This is a genomic window from Rhodococcus sp. Z6_132, assembly GCF_058133635.1.
The window spans coordinates 307,734-330,169 of record NZ_JBYUNP010000001.1 but is presented as its reverse complement, the minus strand read 5'-3'; the positions used below and the strand labels follow the sequence as shown (position 1 = coordinate 330,169).

Below are 22,436 nucleotides of genomic sequence, written 5' to 3'. Positions count from 1 at the left end.
GCGGTCGATCGACCGCGGGGCGCGCTGGAGGACCTGGGCGACCAGTTCTCCTTCTACGTGCGTGCGCTCCTGTGGATCCCGCAGACGCTGCGCAAGTACTCCAAGGAGGTGCTGCGCCTGCTGGCCGAGGTCAGCTTCGGCAGCGGCGCGCTCGCGGTGATCGGCGGCACGGTGGGCGTGATCGCCGCGCTGTCGGTGTTCACCGGGACGGTGGTCGGTCTGCAGGGCTTCGCCGCGCTCAACCAGATCGGCAGCGCGGTCTTCACCGGCTTCATCTCCGCCTACTTCAACACCCGGGAGATCGCCCCGCTGGTGGCTGGTCTCGCGCTGTCGGCCACGGTCGGCTGCGGCTTCACCGCGCAGCTGGGCGCCATGAAGATCTCCGAGGAGATCGACGCCCTCGAGGTCATGGCCGTGCCCAGCCTGCCGTTCCTGGTCACCAGCCGGATCATCGCCGGGTTCGTGGCGGTCGTGCCGCTCTACGTCATCGGCCTGCTGATGTCCTACCTGGCGTCCCGGACGGTCACGACGTTGTTCTACGGACAGTCGACAGGTAGCTACGACCACTACTTCAACTTGTTCCTGCCACCGATAGACGTGCTCTGGTCGTTCGGAAAAGTGCTGGTCTTCGCGGTCGTCATCATCCTGGTGCACTGCTACTACGGCTACAACGCCAGCGGCGGTCCCGCCGGTGTGGGTGTGGCCGTGGGCCGGGCGGTGCGCACGGCGATCGTGGCCATCTCGGTCCTGGACTTCTTCCTGAGCCTGGCCATTTGGGGCACCACCACGTCGGTGAGGATCGCGGGATGAGGACCGGTACGTCCTGGGGACGTCAGCTGCTGGGCCTGCTGTTCGTGCTGCTCATCGTGGGGGGGCTGGTGCTCACGGTGCTCATCTACCAGAAGAAGTTCGTCTCCGTGGTGCGCGTGACCATGACCGCCGACAGCGTGGGCAACCAGTTGCTGCCCGAGGCCGACGTCAAGCTCAACGGGCTGATCGTGGGCGAGGTCCGGGAGATCACCACCGCTGACGGCCGCGCCGAGCTGACCCTGGCGCTGCAGCCGGACAAGGCTGAGCTCATCCCCAACAACGTCACGGCGCGCTTCCTGCCCAAGACGCTGTTCGGGGACAAGTACGTGTCCCTGGTGATGCCCGCCGCCCAGGCCGAGCCGATCAGCGGTGGCGACGTCATCCGCCAGGACACCACCCAGGAGACCGTGGAGATCCAGCGCGTGCTGGACGGCCTGCTCCCCGTGCTGCGGGCCGTGCCGCCGGCTGAGCTCAACTCCACGCTGGGCGCAGTGGCCCAGGCGCTCGACGGTCGTGGCCAGCAGCTCGGCCAGAACCTGTCGCAGCTGAACACCCTGGTCACCTCGCTCAACCGGGAGCTGCCGGCCCTGCAGGCCGACATCAGCGGCCTCGCCGACTTCGCCGACACCTACACCGCTGCGGCGCCGGACCTGCTGCAGGCGCTGGCCAACCTGACCACCACCACCAACACGGTGGTGGACCAGCGCAACAACCTCGACCTGCTGTACTCCACGGTCACGGCCACCTCGGCCAACCTCACCGGCTTCCTCAACGCCAACGGCGCGAACATCATCCGGCTGAGCAACGACTCCGTGGAGACCCTGGAGCTGCTGGCGCGCTTCTCGCCCCAGTACCCCTGCGTGTTCGACCAGTTCGCCCGGCTGGTGCCCAACATCGACGGCACCCTGGGCAAGGGGAGTGCCCGGCCGGGGCTGAACCTGAAGCTGGAGATCACCAAGAGCCGAGGCAAGTACGTGCCCGGACGAGACGAGCCCAACATCACCGACGACCGCGGCCCGGCCTGCTACCCGATCGTGGATCCGGCCGTGGGCAACTTCCCGCAGTACCCCGGCGGGCCGGTCCAGGACGGCGCCTACAAGCCACCGTCCAGCAACGCCGACTTCCAGGCGTCGTCGCTGCCGACGGACAGCGCCGGGCTGGGTGTGGCCGGCTCGGTGTCGGAGCAGGAGCTGCTCGCCACGATCTTCGCCCAGGCCAACGGAACGGATCCCGCCGAGGTGCCCGGGTGGAGCGCGCTCGTCGGTGCACCGGCGCTGCGGGGCAACGAGGTGACGATCAAGTGAAGAGTCTCGTGCCACCCCTGCTCAAGCTGGGGGCGTTCATCCTGATCACCTTGCTGGCCACTGGTCTGCTCGCTGCCACCATCTCCAACAGCGGCTCCGGCGGCGGGCCGGCGGTCAAGGCCGTCTTCACCGACGTGACCGGGCTCAACGTCGGTGACGACGTGCGCATCTCCGGCGTGAAGGTCGGTCGCGTCAGCAAGATCAAGATCAAGGACAAGCGGCTCGCCGAGGTCAACATGGACCTGGAGAAGAACCGCACGATCCCCGCGGATGCCACGGCCACCTTGCGCTACCGCAACATCGTCGGCCAGCGCTACATCGCTGTGGGCCAGGGCGACAGTGCCAGCAGCGGCAGCATGGCCGACGGCGGAGTGATCCCGGTCGAGCAGACCGAGCCCGCGGTGGACCTCACGGTGCTGTTCGGCGGCTTCAAGCCGCTGTTCCAGGCCCTCGAGCCGGCCCAGGTCAACCAGCTCTCCTACGAGATCATCCAGGTCCTGCAGGGGGAGGGCGGCACGGTGAACAGCCTGGTGGCCAACACCGCCACGCTCACCAACAGCATCGCCGACAAGGACCGCGTCATCGGCGAGCTGATCGGCAACCTGAACACCGTGCTGGACACGGTCAACCAGCGCTCGGACAAGGTGAGCTCGCTGGTGGTCTCGCTGCAGCAGCTGGTCTCCGGGCTCTCCCAGGACCGCGAGGCCATCACGTCCTCGATCTCCTCGCTGTCCCAGCTGGCTGACGCCACCACCGCGCTGCTCAGGCCGGCACGGTCGCCGCTGCAGAGCAGCATCGCCGCCCTCGGCGACGTCTCGGCCAACCTCAACCGCAACGAGGCCCGGGTGAACACCTTCCTGGTCAACCTGCCGACCAAGCTCGACGGCGTGAACCGCACCGCCAGCTACGGGTCCTGGTTCAACCAGTACCTGTGCAGCGCCGACATCTCCTTCGGTCTGGGCGGCAGCGTCCCGCCGCTGGCCCTGCCCACGGGCATCGCGAGCACGCAGCTGCCGATCTACACGAACACCGCTCCGCGGTGCTACAAGCAGGGGCAGTGATGGCTGGACAACGCAAGCGCAACCCCGCGGTGAGCGGGGTCATCGCCCTGGTGGTGATGGCCCTGATCCTGGCTGCGGTGATCTTCCGCGACAACCTCCCCATCGTGGGTGGCGGCACCGTCTACACCGCAGACTTCAGCGAGGCAGCGGGTCTGAAGACCGGTGACGAGGTGCGGGTGGCCGGTGTGCGGTCGGGCTCGGTCAAGGACATCAAGCTCGACGGTGACCACGTGGTGGTCAGCTTCCAGGTCAAGGACGCCTGGCTGGGCAACGAGACCACCGCGGCCATCAAGATCAAGACCATCCTGGGCCAGAAGTACCTGGCGCTGGACCCGTTGGGCGCTGAGAACGCGGACCCCAACGCGTCCATCCCCCGGGACCGCACGGTCGCGCCCTACGACGTGGTCGAGGCGTTCTCCGGCCTGGGCAACACCCTGGGCGACATCGACACCAACCAGCTGGCGCAGAGCTTCCAGGCGCTCACCCAGGCGTTCGAGGGCACCCCGGAGAACATCCGCTCGGCCCTGGACGGAGTCACCCGGCTGTCCCAGACGGTGTCCAGCCGGGACAATGAGCTGACCACCCTGCTGGGTGCCACCAAGCAGACCAGCCAGATCCTGGCCGACCGCAACGCCCAGTTCGCCGCCCTGCTCAACGACGGCAGCACGCTGCTGGCCGCGCTGAACGAGCGTCGGGACGCCATCTCGGCCCTGCTGACCAACACCCAGTCGCTGTCGCAGCAGCTGGTCGGCCTGGTCAACGACAACCGGGCGCAGCTCGGGCCGGTGCTCGGCCAGCTGCAGGGGGTGGTCAACATCCTCACCGCCAACCTCGGCAACCTCGACACTGGCCTCGCGCTGCTCGCTCCGTACTACCGGCTGTTCGGCAACGCCCTCGGCAACGGCCGCTGGTTCGACTCGATCGTGCCGAACCTGCTGCTGCCGGAGATCACTCAGCTCGCCGGCGGACAGAGCGCTCCGCCCTCGGTCAACACCGGCACCATTCCTTCCACCGAGTCAGGGGGTAACTGACGTGCGTGGTCGTGGACTAGTCCGGCCCGTCGTGCTGGGTCTCGTCGTCGTGCTGGTGGTCGCCACCGCTGTCTGGTGGGCGTTCCTGCGTCCGGCCTCCACCAAGGTGACTGCCTACTTCGGCACCACGGTGGGCATCTACCCGGGCAGCGAGGTGCGGGTGCTCGGCGTGAAGATGGGCAAGGTGGACTCGGTCGAGCCGGAGGGCGACCAGGTGAAGGTCGTGCTCAGCCTCGACCCGGACGTGCCACTGCCCGCCAACGCCAGGGCGGCTGCCGTGGCGCCGACGGTCGTCGCCGACCGATACATCCAGATGCTGCCCACCTACACCAGCGGGCCCAAGCTGGCCGACAACGACGTCATCCCCCGGGACCGCACGGCCACTCCGGTGGAGCTGGACGAGCTGTCGGCAAGCCTGGAGAAGACGGCCACTGCGCTCGGGCCCAACGGGGCCAACGCCGACGGCGCCCTCACCAACCTGCTCAACACCGGTGCGGCGAACCTGGAGGGCAACGGTGAGGCGCTGGGTGCGACGTTCGACCAGCTCTCCCAGGCGGTGAGCACGCTGGCCAACTCCCGTGGTGATCTGTTCTCCACGGTCACCAACCTGCAGACGTTCGTGACCACGCTGGCCGCCAACGACGCCCAGGTGCAGCAGTTCGCCCAGCAGCTGGCCTCCTTCTCCGGCTTCCTCGCCAACGAGCGCACCGACCTGGGCCTGGCGCTGCAGCAGCTGTCGCTGGCACTGGGCGATGTGGCCACCTTCGTGCGGGACAACCGGCAGTCGTTGAGCAGCAACCTCGACGGGCTGTCGGCGATCACCGGGGTGCTGGCCAAGCAGCGGGGAGCGCTGGCGGAGGTGCTCGACACCGCGCCGATCGCCGCCACCAACCTGATCAGTGCCTACAACGCGGGATCGGGCACGCTGGACACCCGGCTGAACTTCAACGAGCTGTCCAACCCCGGCCTGCTGATCTGCAACCTGATCCAGCCGGGCCGGCTCGCCCCCGGCAACGCGATCTACGACTCGCTGGGGGGCAACGTCGGGCCCATCACCGACTACTGCAAGACGATCGCCGACGGGCAGGGCGGGAAGCTGGTCATTCCGACGCCGCACTTCCTGGAGGTCGACGGAGCCGCAGGGCCGCCCGCCGCGCCGGCGCTACCGCTCGTGGGAGGGCAGTGATGCGCATCAGCACGAAGGCACGCACCAGCGCCGCAGCCGCGGTCTCGGCGGTGCTGCTCAGCACCGGCTGTGGGTTCAGCGGCCTGTACGGGGTGCCCCTGCCCGGTGGCGCGGACCTCGGCGCCAACCCCTACGAGGTGACGGTCGACTTCACCGACGTCCTCGACCTGGTGCCGCAGTCCAACGTCAAGGTCAACGACGTCAACGTGGGCCGCGTGGACAGCATCGACCTGGCCCCGGACGGGGTGACGGCCCAGGTCAAGCTCAAGCTCAACGGAGACGTCGACCTGCCGGCCAACGCCATCGGCTCGATCGACCAGACCAGCCTGCTGGGGGAGAAGTACGTGACCCTCTCGCCCCCGCAGGGCGAGCAGGCCACGGGCAAGCTCGGCAACGGTGCCACCATCCCGCTCGCGAGCACCACGCGTGGAACTGAACTGGAGGAGGTGTTCGGCGCCCTGTCCCTGCTGCTCAACGGCGGCGGCGTCGCCCAGCTGCAGACCATCACGCGCGAGCTCAACTCCGCCCTCAGCGGACGCGAGGGGGAGGTGCGCTCGCTGCTGGAGCAGACCAACATCCTCATCGGCGGCCTCAACACCCAGCGCGGGGAGATCAACCGGGCGCTGGACGGCCTGAACACCCTCTCCAAGACGGTGGACAGCCAGCGGGTCAACCTGACCACCGCGCTGGACCAGCTGCCCGCAGGAGTGCAGACGCTGGACGAGCAGCGGCCGCAGCTGACGCTGCTCCTGCGTCAGCTGGACCAGCTGGGCGTGGTGGCGACCAACGTCGTGAACCGGAGCAGGGACAGCCTGGTGGCCGACCTCAACGCGCTCTCCCCGACGCTGCGGTCCCTGGCGGACTCCGGGGACAACCTGGCCAAGTCCCTGGAGATCCTGCTGACCTTCCCGTTCACCGACGCCGCGATCGACACGGTCGCGGGCAACTTCGTCAACCTCAACCTCACCGCGGACCTCAACCTCGGCACGATCATCAGCAACGGCGTGCTCGACCCGACCCTGCTGGGTCTGCCGGCGCTGCCCCTGCCCCAAGCCACCGTCGCCCAGGGGGCACCATGAGAAGCAAGCTGGTGAGGTGGCAGCTCGTCGCCTTCCTGGTCATCACCATCCTCGGCATCACCTTCACCGGGGTGCGCTACGTGGGGCTGGACAAGTACCTGTGGTCCTCGGGCTACTCCGTCCAGATGGAGCTGCAGAACTCCGGCGGGATCTTTGAGAACGCCGAGGTCACCTATCGTGGCGTGGCCATCGGGACGGTCGGGCCGCTCACGCTCACCGACCGCGGTGTGTCGGTGGAGCTGCTGATCAACGACAACACCCCGGACATTCCCACCGACCTCAAGGCCGTGGTGGCCAACCGGTCCGCGGTCGGCGAGCAGTACGTCGACCTGCAGCCCAACACCAGCGAGGGACCATTCCTCAGCTCGGGCTCAGTGATCCCGATGGATCGCACCGCGGTCCCGGTCACCACCGAGAAGCTGCTCAGCAGCGTGGACCAGCTGGTGCGGTCGGTGCCGGTGGAGTCCCTGCGCACGGTCGTCTCCGAGCTGGGCACCGCCTTCAACGGCCTCGGCCCGTCGCTGCAGCGCCTGCTCGACCAGGGCAACCTGCTCACCACCACCGCGATCGACAACCAGCCGCAGACGCTGCGGCTGATCAGCGACGCCCAGACCGTGCTGGACACCCAGCGCTCCGAGGGCTCCTCCATCATCGGCTTCAGCCGGGACCTGCAGCTGGTCACCCAGCAGCTGCAGGCCAGCGACCCCGACCTGCGCCGGCTGATCACCACCGGGCAGTCCGCGGGCAGCGAGGTGGGGGCCCTGCTGGACAGCAGCTCCGCGTCACTGGCCAACACGGTGGCCAACCTCGGCACGGTCACCACCGTGACCTCGGCCCGCACCGGTGGCCTCCGAGCGCTCAACCAGCTGCTGCCCGCCGTGGCGGCCGCCGGGTTCACCAGCGCACCGGGCGACGGCTTCGCCCACTTCGGCCTGGTGCTCAACGTCAACGACCCGTTCCCGTGCACCGCCGGCTACGAGGGCACCTACCAGGAGCTGGAGCGGCAGCGCGCGGCCAACCCCGCGTTCAACGACTACTACGACAAGCCCCCGCTGAACACCAACGCCTACTGCGCAGAGCCCAACGGCAGCCCCATCTCGGTCCGTGGCACCCAGCACGCGGTCGCCCAGCCCGGCAGCCCGGTGCTTCCGCCGGTGCAGTCCGGTGGTGCCGGCTACAACAGCGGCGCGCTGAGCCAGGACTCCGGGGTGCTGGTGAACCAGCTCTCCGGCCTGCTCAACCGGTTGATCTTCGGGTCGTGAGATCCTCTCGGGGTGGTGCAGGACTGCTCACCCTGGCGCTGTCCGCAGCGCACTGATCGAAGAACGGAGCATGTCGGAGAAGTCCGGCACTATGTATGGCAATGGATGAATCACGCCTGGACGCTGACGGCGTCGACGACAGCAACCACGGCCGCCGCCAGGACCGCGGTGCCCCGACCGACGACACGGGAGCCGCACAGGGGGAGCCAGCTGCTCCTGACCTGAGCAAGAAGTCCGGCGACGGGACCGGCGTTGCCGCCCGTAGCGCCGGCGCCGCCACGGAGGCCGAGGACGGTGCAGGCGACGACGGCCAGGGCACCGGGGATCGCCAGCCCGGACGAACCAAGGTCGCCACGGCAGCAGCCGCGGTCGTGGTCGCGGCTGCCCTGCTGGGCGGAGCGATCTGGTACACCGTGGACAGCTTCAGCGAGTCCGGCCCCACGTCGGTGACCGCCGACCGCGACGCCGCCGTGGAAGCCGCCCGCAGCGTCGGGGCCACCATGACCACGGTGAACGGCGGAGACCCGCAGGGCACCCTGCAGGCGTGGCGCAACGCCATCACCGGGGAGCTGGCCGAGCAGTACGCCCAGCAGGAGGCGCAGCTCACCCAGCGGATCGCGCAGACCAAGGGCTCCGTCACCTCGACGGTCACCAACGCCGCGCTCACCGAGCTCGACTCCGGCGCCGGCACGGCCAGCGCGCTGGTCTTCGTGGACACCACCTTCACCAGCGCCACGCCAGCTCCCGCCCCGAGCCCAGCGCCGGCCCCCGGCGGCTCGACCGATCCCAGCGCCGCACCTGCGCCCAGCAGCCCGGCCGCCGCGCCCAGTGGCTCGGAGCAGGCCGGCGGAACGGGCCAGAAGCAGCGTCTGGCGCTGACTCTGGCCATGGTCCGCACCGCAGATGGCTGGAAGGTCTCCAACCTGCAGCCCAACGAGCCGACGCAGGCCGGACAGTGACCGGCACCCGCCGCCACCACCGTCCGAGCAGCTGCGAGAGGAGCACGTACCGATGCCACCGGTGAACCGCAAGGGCCCGGGACCCCGGCCCACCCCCCGGCGCCGCCCGGCGGTGGCCGGCACCCGTGCCCGCCCCACCGCGCAGGACCCGCAGCCGCACGCTTCGACGACGGCAGCTCCCAGCTCCGCGGACACCGGCCGGCCGGACCCCAGCAGCACCACCACGGAGAGCCCGGCGGCCTCGGCAGGCTCCGCGCAGCCGGCCAGTGCTCGCCCGCGGCCGCGGCGGAACCGACCGTCCCGCACCTCGCTGACCAACCCGCGGTGGATCGCGGTGTCCGCCCTGGTGGCGCTCATGCTGGTCGCGGCGGTCGTGCTCGCCGTCACCTCGGTGATCCACAACAGCTCCGGCGACGGTGGCGACACCGCCAACGCCGCGCTGGTGGACCAGCCGGCCACCCAGGAGGTCAACGCTGCGGCGGCCAACGTGCTGAAGACCGCCTACACCTACAGCCACACCACGCTGGACGCCGACTTCGACGCCGCGGTGAAGCTGATGACGCCGGAGATGGCCAACCAGTACAACTCCAACCGGGACAACATCCGCAAGGTGGCCACCCAGGCCAAGACCACCACCAGTGCGACCGTGGTCTCCAACGGGGTCCGGCTGCTCAGCGGCGGCCGCGCCGAGGTGATCGCCTTCGTGGTGATCAACGCCGACAACAACGGTCAGGCCCTGCAGGCCAGCGGCTACCGCTTCACGGCAAACCTGTTGCGGGACAACGGGCAGTGGTTGCTGTCCGGGCTCACCGAGGCCTGATCACGCCGCGTCGCCCGGGCCCGCCCCTGTCCCGGGTCGCCGCCGGGACCCGACACGCCGTGCGTGGCACCCTTGACGCACCGGCAGGCGGCGTCCACGCTTGTGCCTGCGCGCGCAGCTTGACTGCGTGGGATCGAGGCTGCCGACTCGACAACGGCCGAAACAGGGGCTAAACTCCAACGTTGCGCTGGTCTCCTGCTGTCCGCACCCCAAAATCAGCTACACCCGGGGTCGAGAGCAGGCCGCCCGCAACAGAGTCTGGACGAGGGATCTGCCCATGGTAGAGCCGTCGTTCAGTGTCGACAAAGCAGCGGCCGTCCGAGCAGCGACGGCCCGCATGAGGTGCTGGAAGGATGCATCTTGGCAGTCTCCCGCCAGACCAAGACCACTCCCGAGAAGACCGGTCCTGCTGACCAGTCAAAGCTTGTAGGCATCCCTGGTGCCCCCAAGAGGGTTTCGTTCGCAAAGATCAAAGAGCCCTTGGAGGTGCCAGACCTACTCGACCTGCAGACCGACTCCTTTGAGTGGCTGATCGGTTCGCCGGTGTGGCGCGAGCGGGCGCTCTCCCGGGGCGACAACGCCGAGTCCGGTGGCCTCGAGGACATCCTCACGGAGCTGTCCCCGATCGAGGACTTCTCCGGCTCGATGTCGCTGTCCTTCTCCGACCCGCGCTTCGACGAGGTCAAGGCCTCCGTCGAGGAGTGCAAGGACAAGGACATGACGTACGCGGCGCCCCTGTTCGTCACCGCGGAGTTCATCAACAACAACACCGGCGAGATCAAGAGCCAGACGGTGTTCATGGGTGACTTCCCGATGATGACTGACAAGGGCACGTTCGTCATCAACGGCACCGAGCGTGTCGTCGTCTCCCAGCTGGTGCGCTCCCCGGGCGTCTACTTCGACCACGCGGTCGACAAGGCCACCGACAAGGACGTGCACAGCGTCAAGGTGATCCCCGGCCGCGGTGCGTGGCTGGAGTTCGACGTCGACAAGCGCGACACCGTGGGTGTGCGCATCGACCGCAAGCGCCGCCAGCCGGTCACCGTGCTGCTGAAGGCGCTGGGCTGGACCACCGAGCAGATCACCGAGCGCTTCGGCTTCAGCGAGATCCTGATGGCGACGCTGGAGAAGGACAACACCGCGGGCACCGACGAGGCCCTGCTGGACATCTACCGCAAGCTGCGTCCGGGCGAGCCCCCCACGCGGGAGAGCGCGCAGACCCTGCTGGAGAACCTGTTCTTCAAGGACAAGCGCTACGACCTGGCCAAGGTCGGCCGCTACAAGATCAACAAGAAGCTCGGCCTCAACGCGGGCCAGCCGGTCACCAGCAGCACGCTGACCGAGGAAGACGTCGTCGCCACCATCGAGTACCTGGTGCGCCTGCACGCGGGCGAGACCACGATGACCGCCCCCGGCGGCGTCGAGGTCCCGGTCGAGGTGGACGACATCGACCACTTCGGCAACCGGCGCCTGCGCACCGTCGGCGAGCTCATCCAGAACCAGATCCGCGTGGGTCTGTCCCGGATGGAGCGCGTGGTGCGCGAGCGGATGACGACCCAGGACGTCGAGGCGATCACGCCCCAGACCCTGATCAACATCCGTCCCGTCGTGGCGGCCATCAAGGAGTTCTTCGGAACCTCCCAGCTGAGCCAGTTCATGGACCAGACCAACCCCCTGTCCGGACTGACGCACAAGCGTCGCCTGTCCGCGCTGGGCCCGGGTGGTCTGTCTCGTGAGCGCGCCGGCTTCGAGGTCCGCGACGTGCACCCCAGCCACTACGGCCGCATGTGCCCGATCGAGACCCCTGAGGGCCCGAACATCGGCCTGATCGGCTCGCTGTCGTCCTACGCGCGGGTGAACCCCTTCGGGTTCATCGAGACGCCGTACCGCAAGGTCGTCGACGGACACGTCACCGACCAGCTGGACTACCTCACCGCTGACGAGGAGGACCGCTTCGTCGTGGCGCAGGCCAACTCGACGCTCGACGCCGAGGGCAACCTCGCCGACGAGCGCGTGCTGGTCCGCCGCAAGGGTGGCGAGGTCGACTACATCGACCCGCACGGCGTCGACTACATCGACGTCTCCCCGCGCCAGATGGTGTCGGTCGCCACGGCGATGATCCCGTTCCTGGAGCACGACGACGCCAACCGCGCGCTGATGGGCGCCAACATGCAGCGCCAGGCGGTCCCGCTGGTGCGCAGCGAGGCACCGCTGGTCGGCACCGGCATGGAGCTGCGGGCCGCGGTGGACGCCGGTGACGTCATCGTCACCAGCAAGTCCGGCGTCATCGAGGAGGTCTCGGCGGACTACGTCACCGTGATGGCCGACGACGGCACCCGCCAGACCTACCGCATGCGCAAGTTCGCCCGCTCCAACCAGGGCACCTGCACCAACCAGCGCCCCATCGTGGACGAGGGTCAGCGGGTGGAGTCCGGCCAGGTCCTGGCCGACGGTCCCTGCACCGAGAACGGCGAGATGGCCCTGGGCAAGAACCTGCTCGTGGCGATCATGCCGTGGGAGGGTCACAACTACGAGGACGCGATCATCCTCAGCCAGCGGCTGATCCAGGACGACACCCTCACCTCGATCCACATCGAGGAGCACGAGATCGACGCCCGCGACACCAAGCTTGGTGCCGAGGAGATCACCCGGGACATCCCGAACGTCTCCGAGGAGGTGCTGGCCGACCTCGACGACCGCGGCATCATCCGCATCGGCGCCGAGGTCCAGCCTGGTGACGTGCTGGTCGGCAAGGTCACGCCCAAGGGCGAGACCGAGCTCACCCCGGAGGAGCGGCTGCTGCGCGCGATCTTCGGCGAGAAGGCCCGCGAGGTGCGCGACACCAGCCTCAAGGTGCCCCACGGCGAGACCGGCAAGGTCATCGGCATCCGGGTGTTCTCCCGCGACGACGACGACGACCTGCCCCCCGGCGTGAACGAGCTGGTCCGCGTCTACGTGGCCCAGAAGCGCAAGATCCAGGACGGCGACAAGCTCGCCGGCCGGCACGGCAACAAGGGCGTCATCGGCAAGATCCTGCCCGCCGAGGACATGCCCTTCCTGCCCGACGGCACGCCGATCGACATCATCCTGAACACCCACGGTGTTCCGCGACGGATGAACCTCGGCCAGATCCTGGAGGTCCACCTCGGGTGGATCGCCAAGACCGGCTGGCAGATCAACGGTGACCCGGACTGGGCCAGCAAGCTGCCCGAGGAGCTCTACTCCGCGGAGCCGGGCACCCGCACGGCCACCCCGGTGTTCGACGGTGCTCGGGAGAACGAGATCACCGGGCTGCTCGGGTCCACGCTGCCCAACCGGGACGGCGAGATGATGGTCAAGGGCGACGGCAAGGCCACCCTGTTCGACGGTCGCTCCGGCGAGCCGTACCCGTACCCGGTGGCAGTCGGCTACATGTACATCATCAAGCTGCACCACCTGGTGGACGACAAGATCCACGCCCGCTCCACCGGCCCGTACTCGATGATCACGCAGCAGCCGCTGGGTGGTAAGGCGCAGTTCGGTGGCCAGCGCTTCGGTGAGATGGAGTGCTGGGCGATGCAGGCCTACGGCGCGGCGTACACGCTGCAGGAGCTGCTCACGATCAAGTCGGACGACGTCCTTGGTCGTGTGAAGGTCTACGAGGCCATCGTCAAGGGCGAGAACATCCCCGAGCCGGGCATCCCGGAGTCGTTCAAGGTGCTCCTCAAGGAGCTGCAGTCGCTGTGCCTCAACGTCGAGGTGCTCTCCAGTGACGGCGCGGCGATCGAGATGGGCGGGGGTGACGACGAGGACCTGGAGCGTGCTGCTGCCAACCTCGGCATCAACCTCTCCCGCAACGAGTCGGTGACCGTCGAAGACGTCGTGAACTGAGGCGGCGAACCGCTTCAGCAGGTTTGGCTCACCCGGTGAGCCGACCACTTTCCTCCGGTGCAGCCCCACGCGGGCTGCACCGGAGGAGGGACAAGTCCACACCCCTAGGCCGCTCGCACCATGAGCGCCACTACCCCCAAGGGAGAAGGAAGCGACGTGCTCGACGTCAACTTCTTCGATGAGCTACGCATCGGACTGGCCACGGCAGACGACATCCGCCACTGGTCATTCGGCGAGGTCAAGAAGCCCGAGACCATCAACTACCGCACGCTCAAGCCTGAGAAGGACGGCTTGTTCTGCGAGAAGATCTTCGGTCCCACCCGGGACTGGGAGTGCTACTGCGGCAAGTACAAGCGTGTCCGCTTCAAGGGCATCATCTGTGAGCGCTGCGGCGTCGAGGTGACGCGTGCCAAGGTGCGCCGCGAGCGGATGGGCCACATCGAGCTCGCCGCCCCGGTCACCCACATCTGGTACTTCAAGGGCGTTCCGTCCCGGTTGGGCTACCTGCTCGACCTGGCCCCCAAGGACCTCGAGAAGATCATCTACTTCGCCGCCTACGTCATCGTCGGCGTCGACACCGAGCTGCGCCACAACGAGCTCTCCACCCTCGAGGCCGAGATGGTCAGCGAGCGCAAGACCGTGGAGAACCAGCGTGACGCCGACCTGGAGGCCCGGGCCCAGAAGCTCGAGGCCGACCTGGCCGAGCTCGAGGCCGAGGGCGCCAAGAGCGACGTCCGCCGCAAGGTCAAGGACAGCGGCGAGCGCGAGATGCGCCAGATCCGCGACCGCGCCGGTCGTGAGCTGGACCGTCTCGACGAGATCTGGACCACCTTCACCAAGCTCTCGGTCAAGCAGCTCGTCATCGACGAGATGCTGCACCGCGAGCTGGTCGACCGCTACGGCGAGTACTTCACCTCGGCCATGGGTGCGGAGTCCATCCAGAAGCTGATGGAGGTCTTCGACATCGACGCGGAGGCCGAGCTGCTGCGCGAGACCATCCGCAGCGGCAAGGGCCAGAAGAAGCTGCGCGCGCTCAAGCGACTCAAGGTGGTCGCGGCGTTCCAGCAGACCCGCAACAACCCGCAGGGCATGGTCCTGGACTGTGTCCCGGTGATCCCGCCGGACCTGCGTCCCATGGTCCAGCTCGACGGTGGCCGGTTCGCGACCTCCGACCTGAACGACCTGTACCGCCGCGTGATCAACCGCAACAACCGCCTCAAGCGACTGATCGACCTCGGCGCGCCCGAGATCATCGTCAACAACGAGAAGCGGATGCTGCAGGAGTCCGTCGACGCCCTGTTCGACAACGGTCGTCGCGGTCGTCCGGTCACTGGTCCGGGCAACCGGCCCCTGAAGTCCCTGAGCGACCTGCTCAAGGGCAAGCAGGGTCGGTTCCGCCAGAACCTGCTGGGCAAGCGCGTGGACTACTCCGGCCGTTCGGTGATCGTCGTCGGTCCGCAGCTGAAGCTGCACCAGTGCGGTCTGCCCAAGCTGATGGCGCTGGAGCTCTTCAAGCCCTTCGTGATGAAGCGGCTGGTGGACCTCAACCACGCGCAGAACATCAAGTCGGCCAAGCGGATGGTCGAGCGTCGTCGCGCCCAGGTGTGGGACGTGCTCGAGGAGGTCATCTCCGAGCACCCCGTGCTGCTCAACCGCGCGCCGACCCTGCACCGTCTGGGCATCCAGGCCTTCGAGCCCCAGCTGGTCGAGGGCAAGGCCATCCAGCTGCACCCGCTGGTGTGCGAGGCGTTCAACGCCGACTTCGACGGTGACCAGATGGCGGTGCACCTGCCGCTGAGTGCCGAGGCCCAGGCCGAGGCACGCATCCTGATGCTGTCGTCGAACAACATCCTCTCGCCGGCATCGGGTCGCCCGCTGGCCATGCCGCGTCTGGACATGGTCACCGGCCTCTACCACCTCACCCGGATCGTCGACGGTGCTCCGGGTGAGCGCCTCGCCGGCGCCGACGTGGCCGAGGGCGGCGTGTTCTCCACGCCGGCCGAGGCGATCATGGCGATGGACCGTGGCGTGCTGTCGGTGCAGGCGATGACCCGCATCCGGGTCAGCGACCTGCGCCCGTCCAAGGCCGACGAGCCGCGGATGCTGGAGGAGGGCTGGAAGCCGGGTGAGCCGTGGGTGGCGGAGACGTCGCTCGGTCGGGTGATCTTCAACCAGCTCCTGCCGGCGGACTACCCGTTCGTCAACGAGGCGATGCCGAAGAAGCGTCAGGCGGCGATCGTCAACGACCTCGCCGAGCGCTACCCGATGGTGGTCGTGGCCCAGACGCTGGACAAGCTGAAGGACTGCGGCTTCTACTGGGCCACCCGCTCGGGTGTCACCGTGGCCATCTCCGACGTCCTGGTGCCGCCGAACAAGCAGCAGATCCTGGACGGCTACGAGCTGCAGGCCGACGAGATCGAGAAGAAGTTCGCCCGGGGCAAGATCGCCGCCCCCGAGCGGCAGAGCGACCTCGAGAAGATCTGGACCGCAGCCAAGGAGGAGGTGGCCGCCGCGATGGAGGCCAACTTCCCCGACGACAACCCGATCCCGATGATCGTGAAGTCGGGTGCGGCCGGAAACATGAACCAGGTCGTGCAGCTCGCCGGCATGCGAGGGATGGTGGCCAACACCAAGGGCGAGAACATCGTCCGTCCCATCAAGGCGAACTTCCGCGAGGGTCTGTCCGTGCTGGAGTACTTCATCTCCACCCACGGCGCCCGCAAGGGTCTGGCCGACACCGCGCTGCGCACCGCCGACTCCGGGTACCTCACCCGCCGTCTGGTGGACGTGTCGCAGGACGTCATCGTCCGCGAGGTCGACTGCGCCACCGAGCGCGGCATCATGATGACCATCGCGGAGCGTCAGCCCGACGGCACCCTGGTGCGCGACGCCCACGTGGAGACCAGCACCTACGCACGGACGCTGGCCTCCGACGCGGTGGACGCCGACGGCAACGTCGTCGTGCCCGCGGGCTCGGACCTGGGCGACCCCGCGCTGGAGACGCTGCTCAACGGCGGTGTCACCGAGGTGCGGGTGCGCAGCGTGCTCACCTGCGAGTCGGCCACCGGCGTGTGCGCGACCTGCTACGGCCGCTCCATGGCCACCGGCAAGCTGGTGGACGTGGGCGAGGCCGTCGGCATCGTCGCGGCACAGTCCATCGGTGAGCCCGGCACGCAGCTGACCATGCGCACCTTCCACACCGGTGGCGTCGGCGGTGACGACATCACCGGTGGTCTGCCGCGTGTGCAGGAGCTGTTCGAGGCGCGGGTGCCCAAGGGCAAGACCCCGATCGCCGACGTCAGCGGGCGCATCCGGCTGGAGGACAACGACCGCTTCTACAAGATCACCATCGTTCCCGACGACGGGGGCGAGGAGGTCGTGTACGAGAAGCTGTCCAAGCGTTCACGCCTGAAGACCATCGCGGTCGACGGCACCGAGCGCGTGCTCCAGGACGGTGACCACGTGGAGGTGGGCGACCAGCTCCTCGAGGGCGCGTCCGACCCGCACGAGGTGCTGCGCGTGATGGGCCCCCGCGAGGTGCAGATGCACCTGGTGGACGAGGTCCAGAAGGTCTACCGCAGCCAGGGTGTGTCGATCCACGACAAGCACATCGAGGTGATCGTGCGGCAGATGCTGCGTCGCGTGACCATCATCGACTCCGGTGCCACCGAGTTCCTGCCCGGTTCACTCACCGAGCGCAGCGAGTTCGAGGCGTCCAACCGGCGCGTCGTGGCCGAGGGCAACGAGCCGGCCGCCGGCCGTCCGGTGCTCATGGGCATCACCAAGGCGTCGCTGGCCACCGAGTCGTGGCTGTCGGCGGCCTCCTTCCAGGAGACCACCCGCGTGCTCACCGATGCCGCCATCAACGGCAAGCGGGACAAGCTGGTGGGCCTGAAGGAGAACGTGATCATCGGAAAGCTGATCCCGGCGGGTACCGGCATCAACCGGTACCGCAACATCCAGGTGCAGCCGACCGAGGAGGCCCGCGCGGCCGCCTACGCCATGCCGTCCTTCGACGACGGGTACTACTCGCCCGACGCCTTCGGAACCGGCACGGGCGCTGCGGTCCCGCTGGACGACTACGGGTTCGGCGGCAGCGACTACCGCTGACCTCCGAGCTGGTGCCACCCCGTGGGCCCCAGGCACTCTGCCTGGGGCCCACGGTGGCGCCGACAGGGAGCGCGGAGCGGGGTCATTTTGACCTCACCGCAACTGAAAAGGTATCGTTGGCGGTCGTGCCCGGCCTCGGTCGGGATTGCAGTGTGCCCGTCCATTCCGGGAGACCGTGAGCACGAGGTCTCCGCGCAGGATGTTGCTGTTGGGGAGTCCGACACGCCCGACCGCGGGGACAAGGCTGCACGAGCACCAACGACGTCACGTACAGAGAAGCCACGATCGCACCGATCGCATCAATACGAGAAAGCCGGTCTATGCCCACCATCCAGCAGCTGGTCCGCAAGGGTCGCCAGGACAAGGTCGCCAAGCTCAAGACGGCGGCGTTGAAGGGGAGTCCCCAGCGTCGTGGCGTGTGCACTCGCGTGTACACCACCACCCCGAAGAAGCCGAACTCCGCTCTGCGCAAGGTGGCTCGTGTCCGGCTGACCAGCCAGGTCGAGGTCACCGCGTACATCCCCGGTGAGGGCCACAACCTGCAGGAGCACTCCATGGTGCTCGTGCGAGGCGGTCGCGTGAAGGACCTCCCTGGTGTGCGTTACAAGATCATTCGCGGCTCCCTTGACACCCAGGGCGTCAAGGGTCGCAAGCAGGGCCGCAGCAAGTACGGCGCGAAGAAGGAGAAGAGCTAATGCCTCGCAAGGGCCCCGCACCGAAGCGCCCGCTGGTCAACGACCCGGTCTACGGATCCCCGGTCGTCACCCAGCTGGTCAACAAGATCCTGCTCGACGGCAAGAAGTCGATCGCGGAGTCGATCGTCTACGGTGCGCTGGAGGGCTGCCGCGAGAAGACCGGCACCGACCCCGTGCTGACCCTGAAGAAGGCGCTGGAGAACGTGAAGCCGGCCCTCGAGGTGAAGAGCCGCCGCGTCGGTGGCGCCACCTACCAGGTCCCGATCGAGGTCAAGCCCGGCCGTGCGAACACCCTCGCGCTGCGCTGGCTCGTCACCTTCTCTCGCGCCCGTCGCGAGAAGACCATGGTGGAGCGCCTCGCCAACGAGCTGCTCGACGCCAGCAACGGCCTCGGTGCGGCGGTCAAGCGCCGCGAGGACACCCACAAGATGGCCGAGTCGAACAAGGCCTTCGCGCACTACCGCTGGTGAGCCGGTCCGGGGCCCAGGCCCCGGGCAGCTCCACCACCTTCTCGACCAGAACGTGCTGCACAAGAAGATCGACCACCACCAGGGTCTGTGTGTGATCACCTCACCGCTGGCCCACCGATGAACGTAAGCGGGGACCACACTCGTGGCACAGGAAGTGCTGACCGACCTCAACAAGGTCCGCAACATCGGCATCATGGCGCACATCGATGCCGGTAAGACCACCACTACCGAGCGCATCCTCTTCTACACCGGTGTGAACTACAAGATCGGTGAGACCCACGACGGTGCCTCGACGACTGACTGGATGGAGCAGGAGCAGGAGCGCGGCATCACGATCACCTCTGCCGCGGTGACCTGCTTCTGGAACAACAACCAGATCAACATCATCGACACCCCGGGTCACGTCGACTTCACCGTGGAGGTGGAGCGCTCCCTGCGCGTGCTGGACGGCGCGGTGGCGGTCTTCGACGGCAAGGAGGGCGTCGAGCCCCAGTCGGAGCAGGTCTGGCGCCAGGCCGACAAGTACGACGTCCCGCGCATCTGCTTCGTCAACAAGATGGACAAGCTCGGCGCGGACTTCTACTACACGGTCGACACCATCAAGGACCGCCTGGGCGCCAAGCCGTTGGTCATCCAGCTGCCGATCGGTGCCGAGGACCAGTTCGAGGGCATCGTCGACCTGGTCGAGATGAACGCCAAGGTCTGGACCGGCGAGACGAAGCTGGGCGAGAAGTACGAGGTCAAGGAGATCCCGGCGGACCTCGCCGAGCGCGCCGAGCAGTACCGCCAGGAGCTGCTCGAGACCGTCGCGGAGTCCGACGAGGCCCTGCTGGAGAAGTTCTTCGGTGGCGAGGACCTCACGGTCGAGGAGGTCAAGGGGGCGATTCGCAAGCTCACCGTGGCCAGCGAGCTGTACCCGGTGCTGTGTGGCTCGGCGTTCAAGAACAAGGGCGTGCAGCCCATGCTCGACGCCGTGGTCGACTACCTGCCGTCCCCGCTGGACGTCGAGTCGGTGCAGGGCCACGCGCCCGGCAACGAGGAGGAGCTCCTCGTCCGCAAGCCGGCCGCTGACGAGCCGTTCGCGGCTCTGGCGTTCAAGATCGCGGTGCACCCCTTCTTCGGCAAGCTGACCTACGTCCGGGTGTACTCCGGGCGGGTCGACTCCGGTGCCCAGGTGGTCAACTCCACCAAGGGCAAGAAGGAGCGTCTGGGCAAGATCTTCCAGATGCACTCCAACAAGGAGAACCCGGTCCCCAACGCGAGCGTCGGTCACATCTACGCCGTGATCGGTCTGAAGGACACCACGACCGGTGACACGCTGTGCGACCCGCAGCACCAGGTCATCCTCGAGTCGATGACGTTCCCGGACCCGGTCATCGAGGTGGCGATCGAGCCGAAGACGAAGTCCGACCAGGAGAAGCTGGGCATCGCGATCCAGAAGCTCGCCGAGGAGGACCCGACCTTCAAGGTGCACCTGGACCAGGACTCCGGCCAGACCGTGATCGGCGGCATGGGCGAGCTCCACCTGGACATCCTGGTGGACCGCATGCGTCGCGAGTTCAAGGTCGAGGCCAACGTCGGCAAGCCGCAGGTGGCGTACCGCGAGACCATCCGCAAGACGGTCGAGAAGTACGACTACACGCACAAGAAGCAGACCGGTGGCTCCGGCCAGTTCGCCAAGGTGATCATCAAGCTCGAGCCGTTCACCTCGGAGGACGGCGCGCTCTACGAGTTCGAGAACAAGGTCACCGGTGGGCGCGTCCCCCGCGAGTACATCCCGTCGGTCGACGCCGGTGCGCAGGACGCCATGCAGTACGGCATCCTGGCCGGCTACCCGCTGGTCAACATCAAGCTGACCCTGCTCGACGGTGCCTACCACGAGGTCGACTCCTCCGAGATGGCCTTCAAGGTCGCCGGTTCCATGGCGCTCAAGGAGGCTGCTCGTCAGGCCGGCCCGGTCATCCTCGAGCCGCTGATGGCGGTCGAGGTGATCACGCCCGAGGACTACATGGGCGACGTGATCGGCGACCTCAACTCCCGCCGTGGCCAGATCCAGGCCATGGAGGAACGAAGTGGTGCGCGCATCGTCAAGGCGCTCGTGCCGCTGTCGGAGATGTTCGGCTACGTCGGTGACCTCCGGTCCCGCACGCAGGGCCGGGCAAACTACTCGATGGTGTTCGACTCCTACGCCGAGGTCCCGGCCAACGTGGCCAAGGAGATCATCGCCAAGGCGACGGGGGAGTAACCCATCGGGGACGATAGTCTGCAAGCAGTGATTTCAGCTGTGCGCAGGCGCTAGCACGAGCACGACGAACACCAGCACTACACGATTCAGACAACCAGACCTGCTGTGCCACAAGGCACAGCGCGCAAGTCCAGGAGGACATTCAGTGGCGAAGGCGAAGTTCGAGCGGACGAAGCCGCACGTGAACATCGGCACCATCGGTCACGTCGACCACGGCAAGACCACGCTGACGGCTGCCATCACCAAGGTGTTGCACGACAAGTTCCCCGACCTGAACGAGGCCTCGGCCTTCGATCAGATCGACAAGGCGCCGGAAGAGCGTCAGCGCGGCATCACGATCAACATCTCCCACGTGGAGTACCAGACCGAGAAGCGTCACTACGCGCACGTCGACGCCCCCGGTCACGCTGACTACATCAAGAACATGATCACCGGTGCGGCCCAGATGGACGGCGCGATCCTGGTGGTTGCGGCGACCGACGGCCCCATGCCCCAGACGCGTGAGCACGTGCTGCTCGCCCGTCAGGTCGGCGTCCCCTACATCCTGGTGGCGCTGAACAAGTCGGACATGGTCGACGACGAGGAGATCCTCGAGCTCGTCGAGATGGAGGTCCGTGAGCTGCTCAGCGACCAGGAGTTCGACGGCGACAACGCCCCGATCGTCCGCGTCTCTGCGCTCAAGGCCCTCGAGGGCGACCCGGAGTGGTCCGAGAAGATCGTCGAGCTCATGGACGCCGTGGACGAGAGCGTGCCGGACCCCGTCCGCGACACCGAGCGTCCGTTCCTGATGCCCGTCGAGGACGTCTTCACCATCACCGGCCGCGGCACCGTGGTCACCGGCCGCATCGAGCGTGGCGAGCTGAAGGTGAACGAGGAGGTCGAGCTGGTGGGCATCCGCGAGAAGTCCACCAAGACCACCGTTACCGGCATCGAGATGTTCCGCAAGCTGCTCGACAGCGGCCAGGCGGGCGACAACGTCGGCCTGCTGGTCCGCGGCATCAAGCGCGAGGACGTCGAGCGCGGCATGGTCGTGGTCAAGCCCGGCACCACCACTCCGCACACGGAGTTCGAGGGCAACGTCTACATCCTGTCGAAGGACGAGGGCGGGCGGCACACGCCGTTCTTCAACAACTACCGCCCCCAGTTCTACTTCCGGACCACGGACGTCACGGGCGTCGTCACGCTGCCCGAGGGCACCGAGATGGTCATGCCCGGCGACAACACCGAGATGAGCGTCAAGCTCATCCAGCCGATCGCCATGGACGAGGGTCTGCGGTTCGCCATCCGTGAGGGTGGTCGTACCGTCGGCGCCGGCCGAGTCACCAAGATCACCAAGTAACACCAAGCGGCTGGTCTCCAGCTGCAGCGCCGAGGGGCGCCTCCGTCATCGACGGGGGCGCCCCTTTGCGTGTTTCGGTCACAGGTCTGCAACTGTGTGGCTGATCGTGGCTTTGCGGGTGCGACGCCCGCCGAACGCCTCTACTCTCGGGACGGCGATGCAGTCGTGATCTGACCAGACCGTGCGGGACCTGTT

15 protein-coding genes are annotated in these 22,436 nt (G+C 67.7%); all 15 read left to right on the top strand.

Features of this window, described 5'->3' with window-relative positions; translation table 11 throughout:
- Window positions 1-24 precede the first annotated feature (24 nt).
- Window positions 25-810, top strand: coding sequence for an MlaE family ABC transporter permease (locus AC3YO9_RS01440; RefSeq protein WP_241249931.1), 786 nt, complete (start codon window positions 25-27; stop codon window positions 808-810).
- Window positions 807-2,114 carry an MCE family protein gene (locus AC3YO9_RS01435; RefSeq protein ID WP_489981896.1) on the top strand — a complete coding sequence of 436 codons (1,308 nt, stop codon included), beginning with the start codon at window positions 807-809 and terminating at the stop codon, window positions 2,112-2,114. Before AC3YO9_RS01440 ends, AC3YO9_RS01435 begins: the two co-directional genes overlap by 4 nt.
- A complete protein-coding gene (locus AC3YO9_RS01430) occupies window positions 2,111-3,175 on the top strand; it encodes an MCE family protein (protein WP_127784004.1) in 1,065 nt (354 codons plus the stop codon). Before AC3YO9_RS01435 ends, AC3YO9_RS01430 begins: the two co-directional genes overlap by 4 nt.
- Window positions 3,175-4,206 carry an MCE family protein gene (locus AC3YO9_RS01425; RefSeq protein WP_489981895.1) on the top strand — a complete coding sequence of 344 codons (1,032 nt, stop codon included), beginning with the start codon at window positions 3,175-3,177 and terminating at the stop codon, window positions 4,204-4,206. Before AC3YO9_RS01430 ends, AC3YO9_RS01425 begins: the two co-directional genes overlap by 1 nt.
- 1 nt (window position 4,207) lies before the next feature.
- Entirely contained in the window at window positions 4,208-5,392 is a 1,185-nt protein-coding gene (locus tag AC3YO9_RS01420) for an MCE family protein (RefSeq protein ID WP_127784002.1), read from the top strand.
- The gene (locus tag AC3YO9_RS01415; protein WP_127784001.1) at window positions 5,392-6,471 is read left to right on the top strand and encodes an MCE family protein; all 1,080 of its coding nucleotides are present in this window, start codon (window positions 5,392-5,394) and stop codon (window positions 6,469-6,471) included. Before AC3YO9_RS01420 ends, AC3YO9_RS01415 begins: the two co-directional genes overlap by 1 nt.
- The gene (locus tag AC3YO9_RS01410; RefSeq protein WP_489981894.1) at window positions 6,468-7,733 is read left to right on the top strand and encodes an MCE family protein; all 1,266 of its coding nucleotides are present in this window, start codon (window positions 6,468-6,470) and stop codon (window positions 7,731-7,733) included. The genes AC3YO9_RS01415 and AC3YO9_RS01410 overlap by 4 nt, the downstream gene beginning before the upstream one ends.
- A 101-nt stretch (window positions 7,734-7,834) precedes the next feature.
- The gene (locus AC3YO9_RS01405) at window positions 7,835-8,692 is read left to right on the top strand and encodes a hypothetical protein (protein ID WP_489981893.1); all 858 of its coding nucleotides are present in this window, start codon (window positions 7,835-7,837) and stop codon (window positions 8,690-8,692) included.
- Window positions 8,693-8,744: 52 nt separating this feature from the next.
- Window positions 8,745-9,512 carry a hypothetical protein gene (locus tag AC3YO9_RS01400; protein WP_489981892.1) on the top strand — a complete coding sequence of 256 codons (768 nt, stop codon included), beginning with the start codon at window positions 8,745-8,747 and terminating at the stop codon, window positions 9,510-9,512.
- Window positions 9,513-9,854: 342 nt separating this feature from the next.
- Window positions 9,855-13,382, top strand: coding sequence for a DNA-directed RNA polymerase subunit beta (gene rpoB, locus AC3YO9_RS01395; RefSeq protein WP_127783997.1), 3,528 nt, complete (start codon window positions 9,855-9,857; stop codon window positions 13,380-13,382).
- 156 nt (window positions 13,383-13,538) lie between these two features.
- Window positions 13,539-17,492 (top strand): DNA-directed RNA polymerase subunit beta', encoded by a 3,954-nt coding sequence (locus AC3YO9_RS01390; RefSeq protein WP_489982550.1) that lies wholly within the window; start codon window positions 13,539-13,541, stop codon window positions 17,490-17,492.
- Between the two features lie 320 nt (window positions 17,493-17,812).
- Window positions 17,813-18,187: a 30S ribosomal protein S12 gene (rpsL, locus tag AC3YO9_RS01385; RefSeq protein ID WP_127783996.1), complete on the top strand. Its 375-nt coding sequence runs from the start codon at window positions 17,813-17,815 to the stop codon at window positions 18,185-18,187.
- Entirely contained in the window at window positions 18,187-18,657 is a 471-nt protein-coding gene (gene rpsG / locus AC3YO9_RS01380) for a 30S ribosomal protein S7 (protein ID WP_127783995.1), read from the top strand. The genes rpsL and rpsG overlap by 1 nt, the downstream gene beginning before the upstream one ends.
- Before the next feature lie 142 nt (window positions 18,658-18,799).
- Entirely contained in the window at window positions 18,800-20,902 is a 2,103-nt protein-coding gene (gene fusA / locus AC3YO9_RS01375; RefSeq protein WP_127783994.1) for an elongation factor G, read from the top strand.
- A gap of 145 nt (window positions 20,903-21,047) precedes the next feature.
- Complete coding sequence (gene tuf, locus AC3YO9_RS01370) at window positions 21,048-22,241, top strand: elongation factor Tu (RefSeq protein WP_127783993.1); 1,194 nt, start codon at window positions 21,048-21,050, stop codon at window positions 22,239-22,241.
- The last annotated feature ends 195 nt before the right edge of the window (window positions 22,242-22,436 follow it).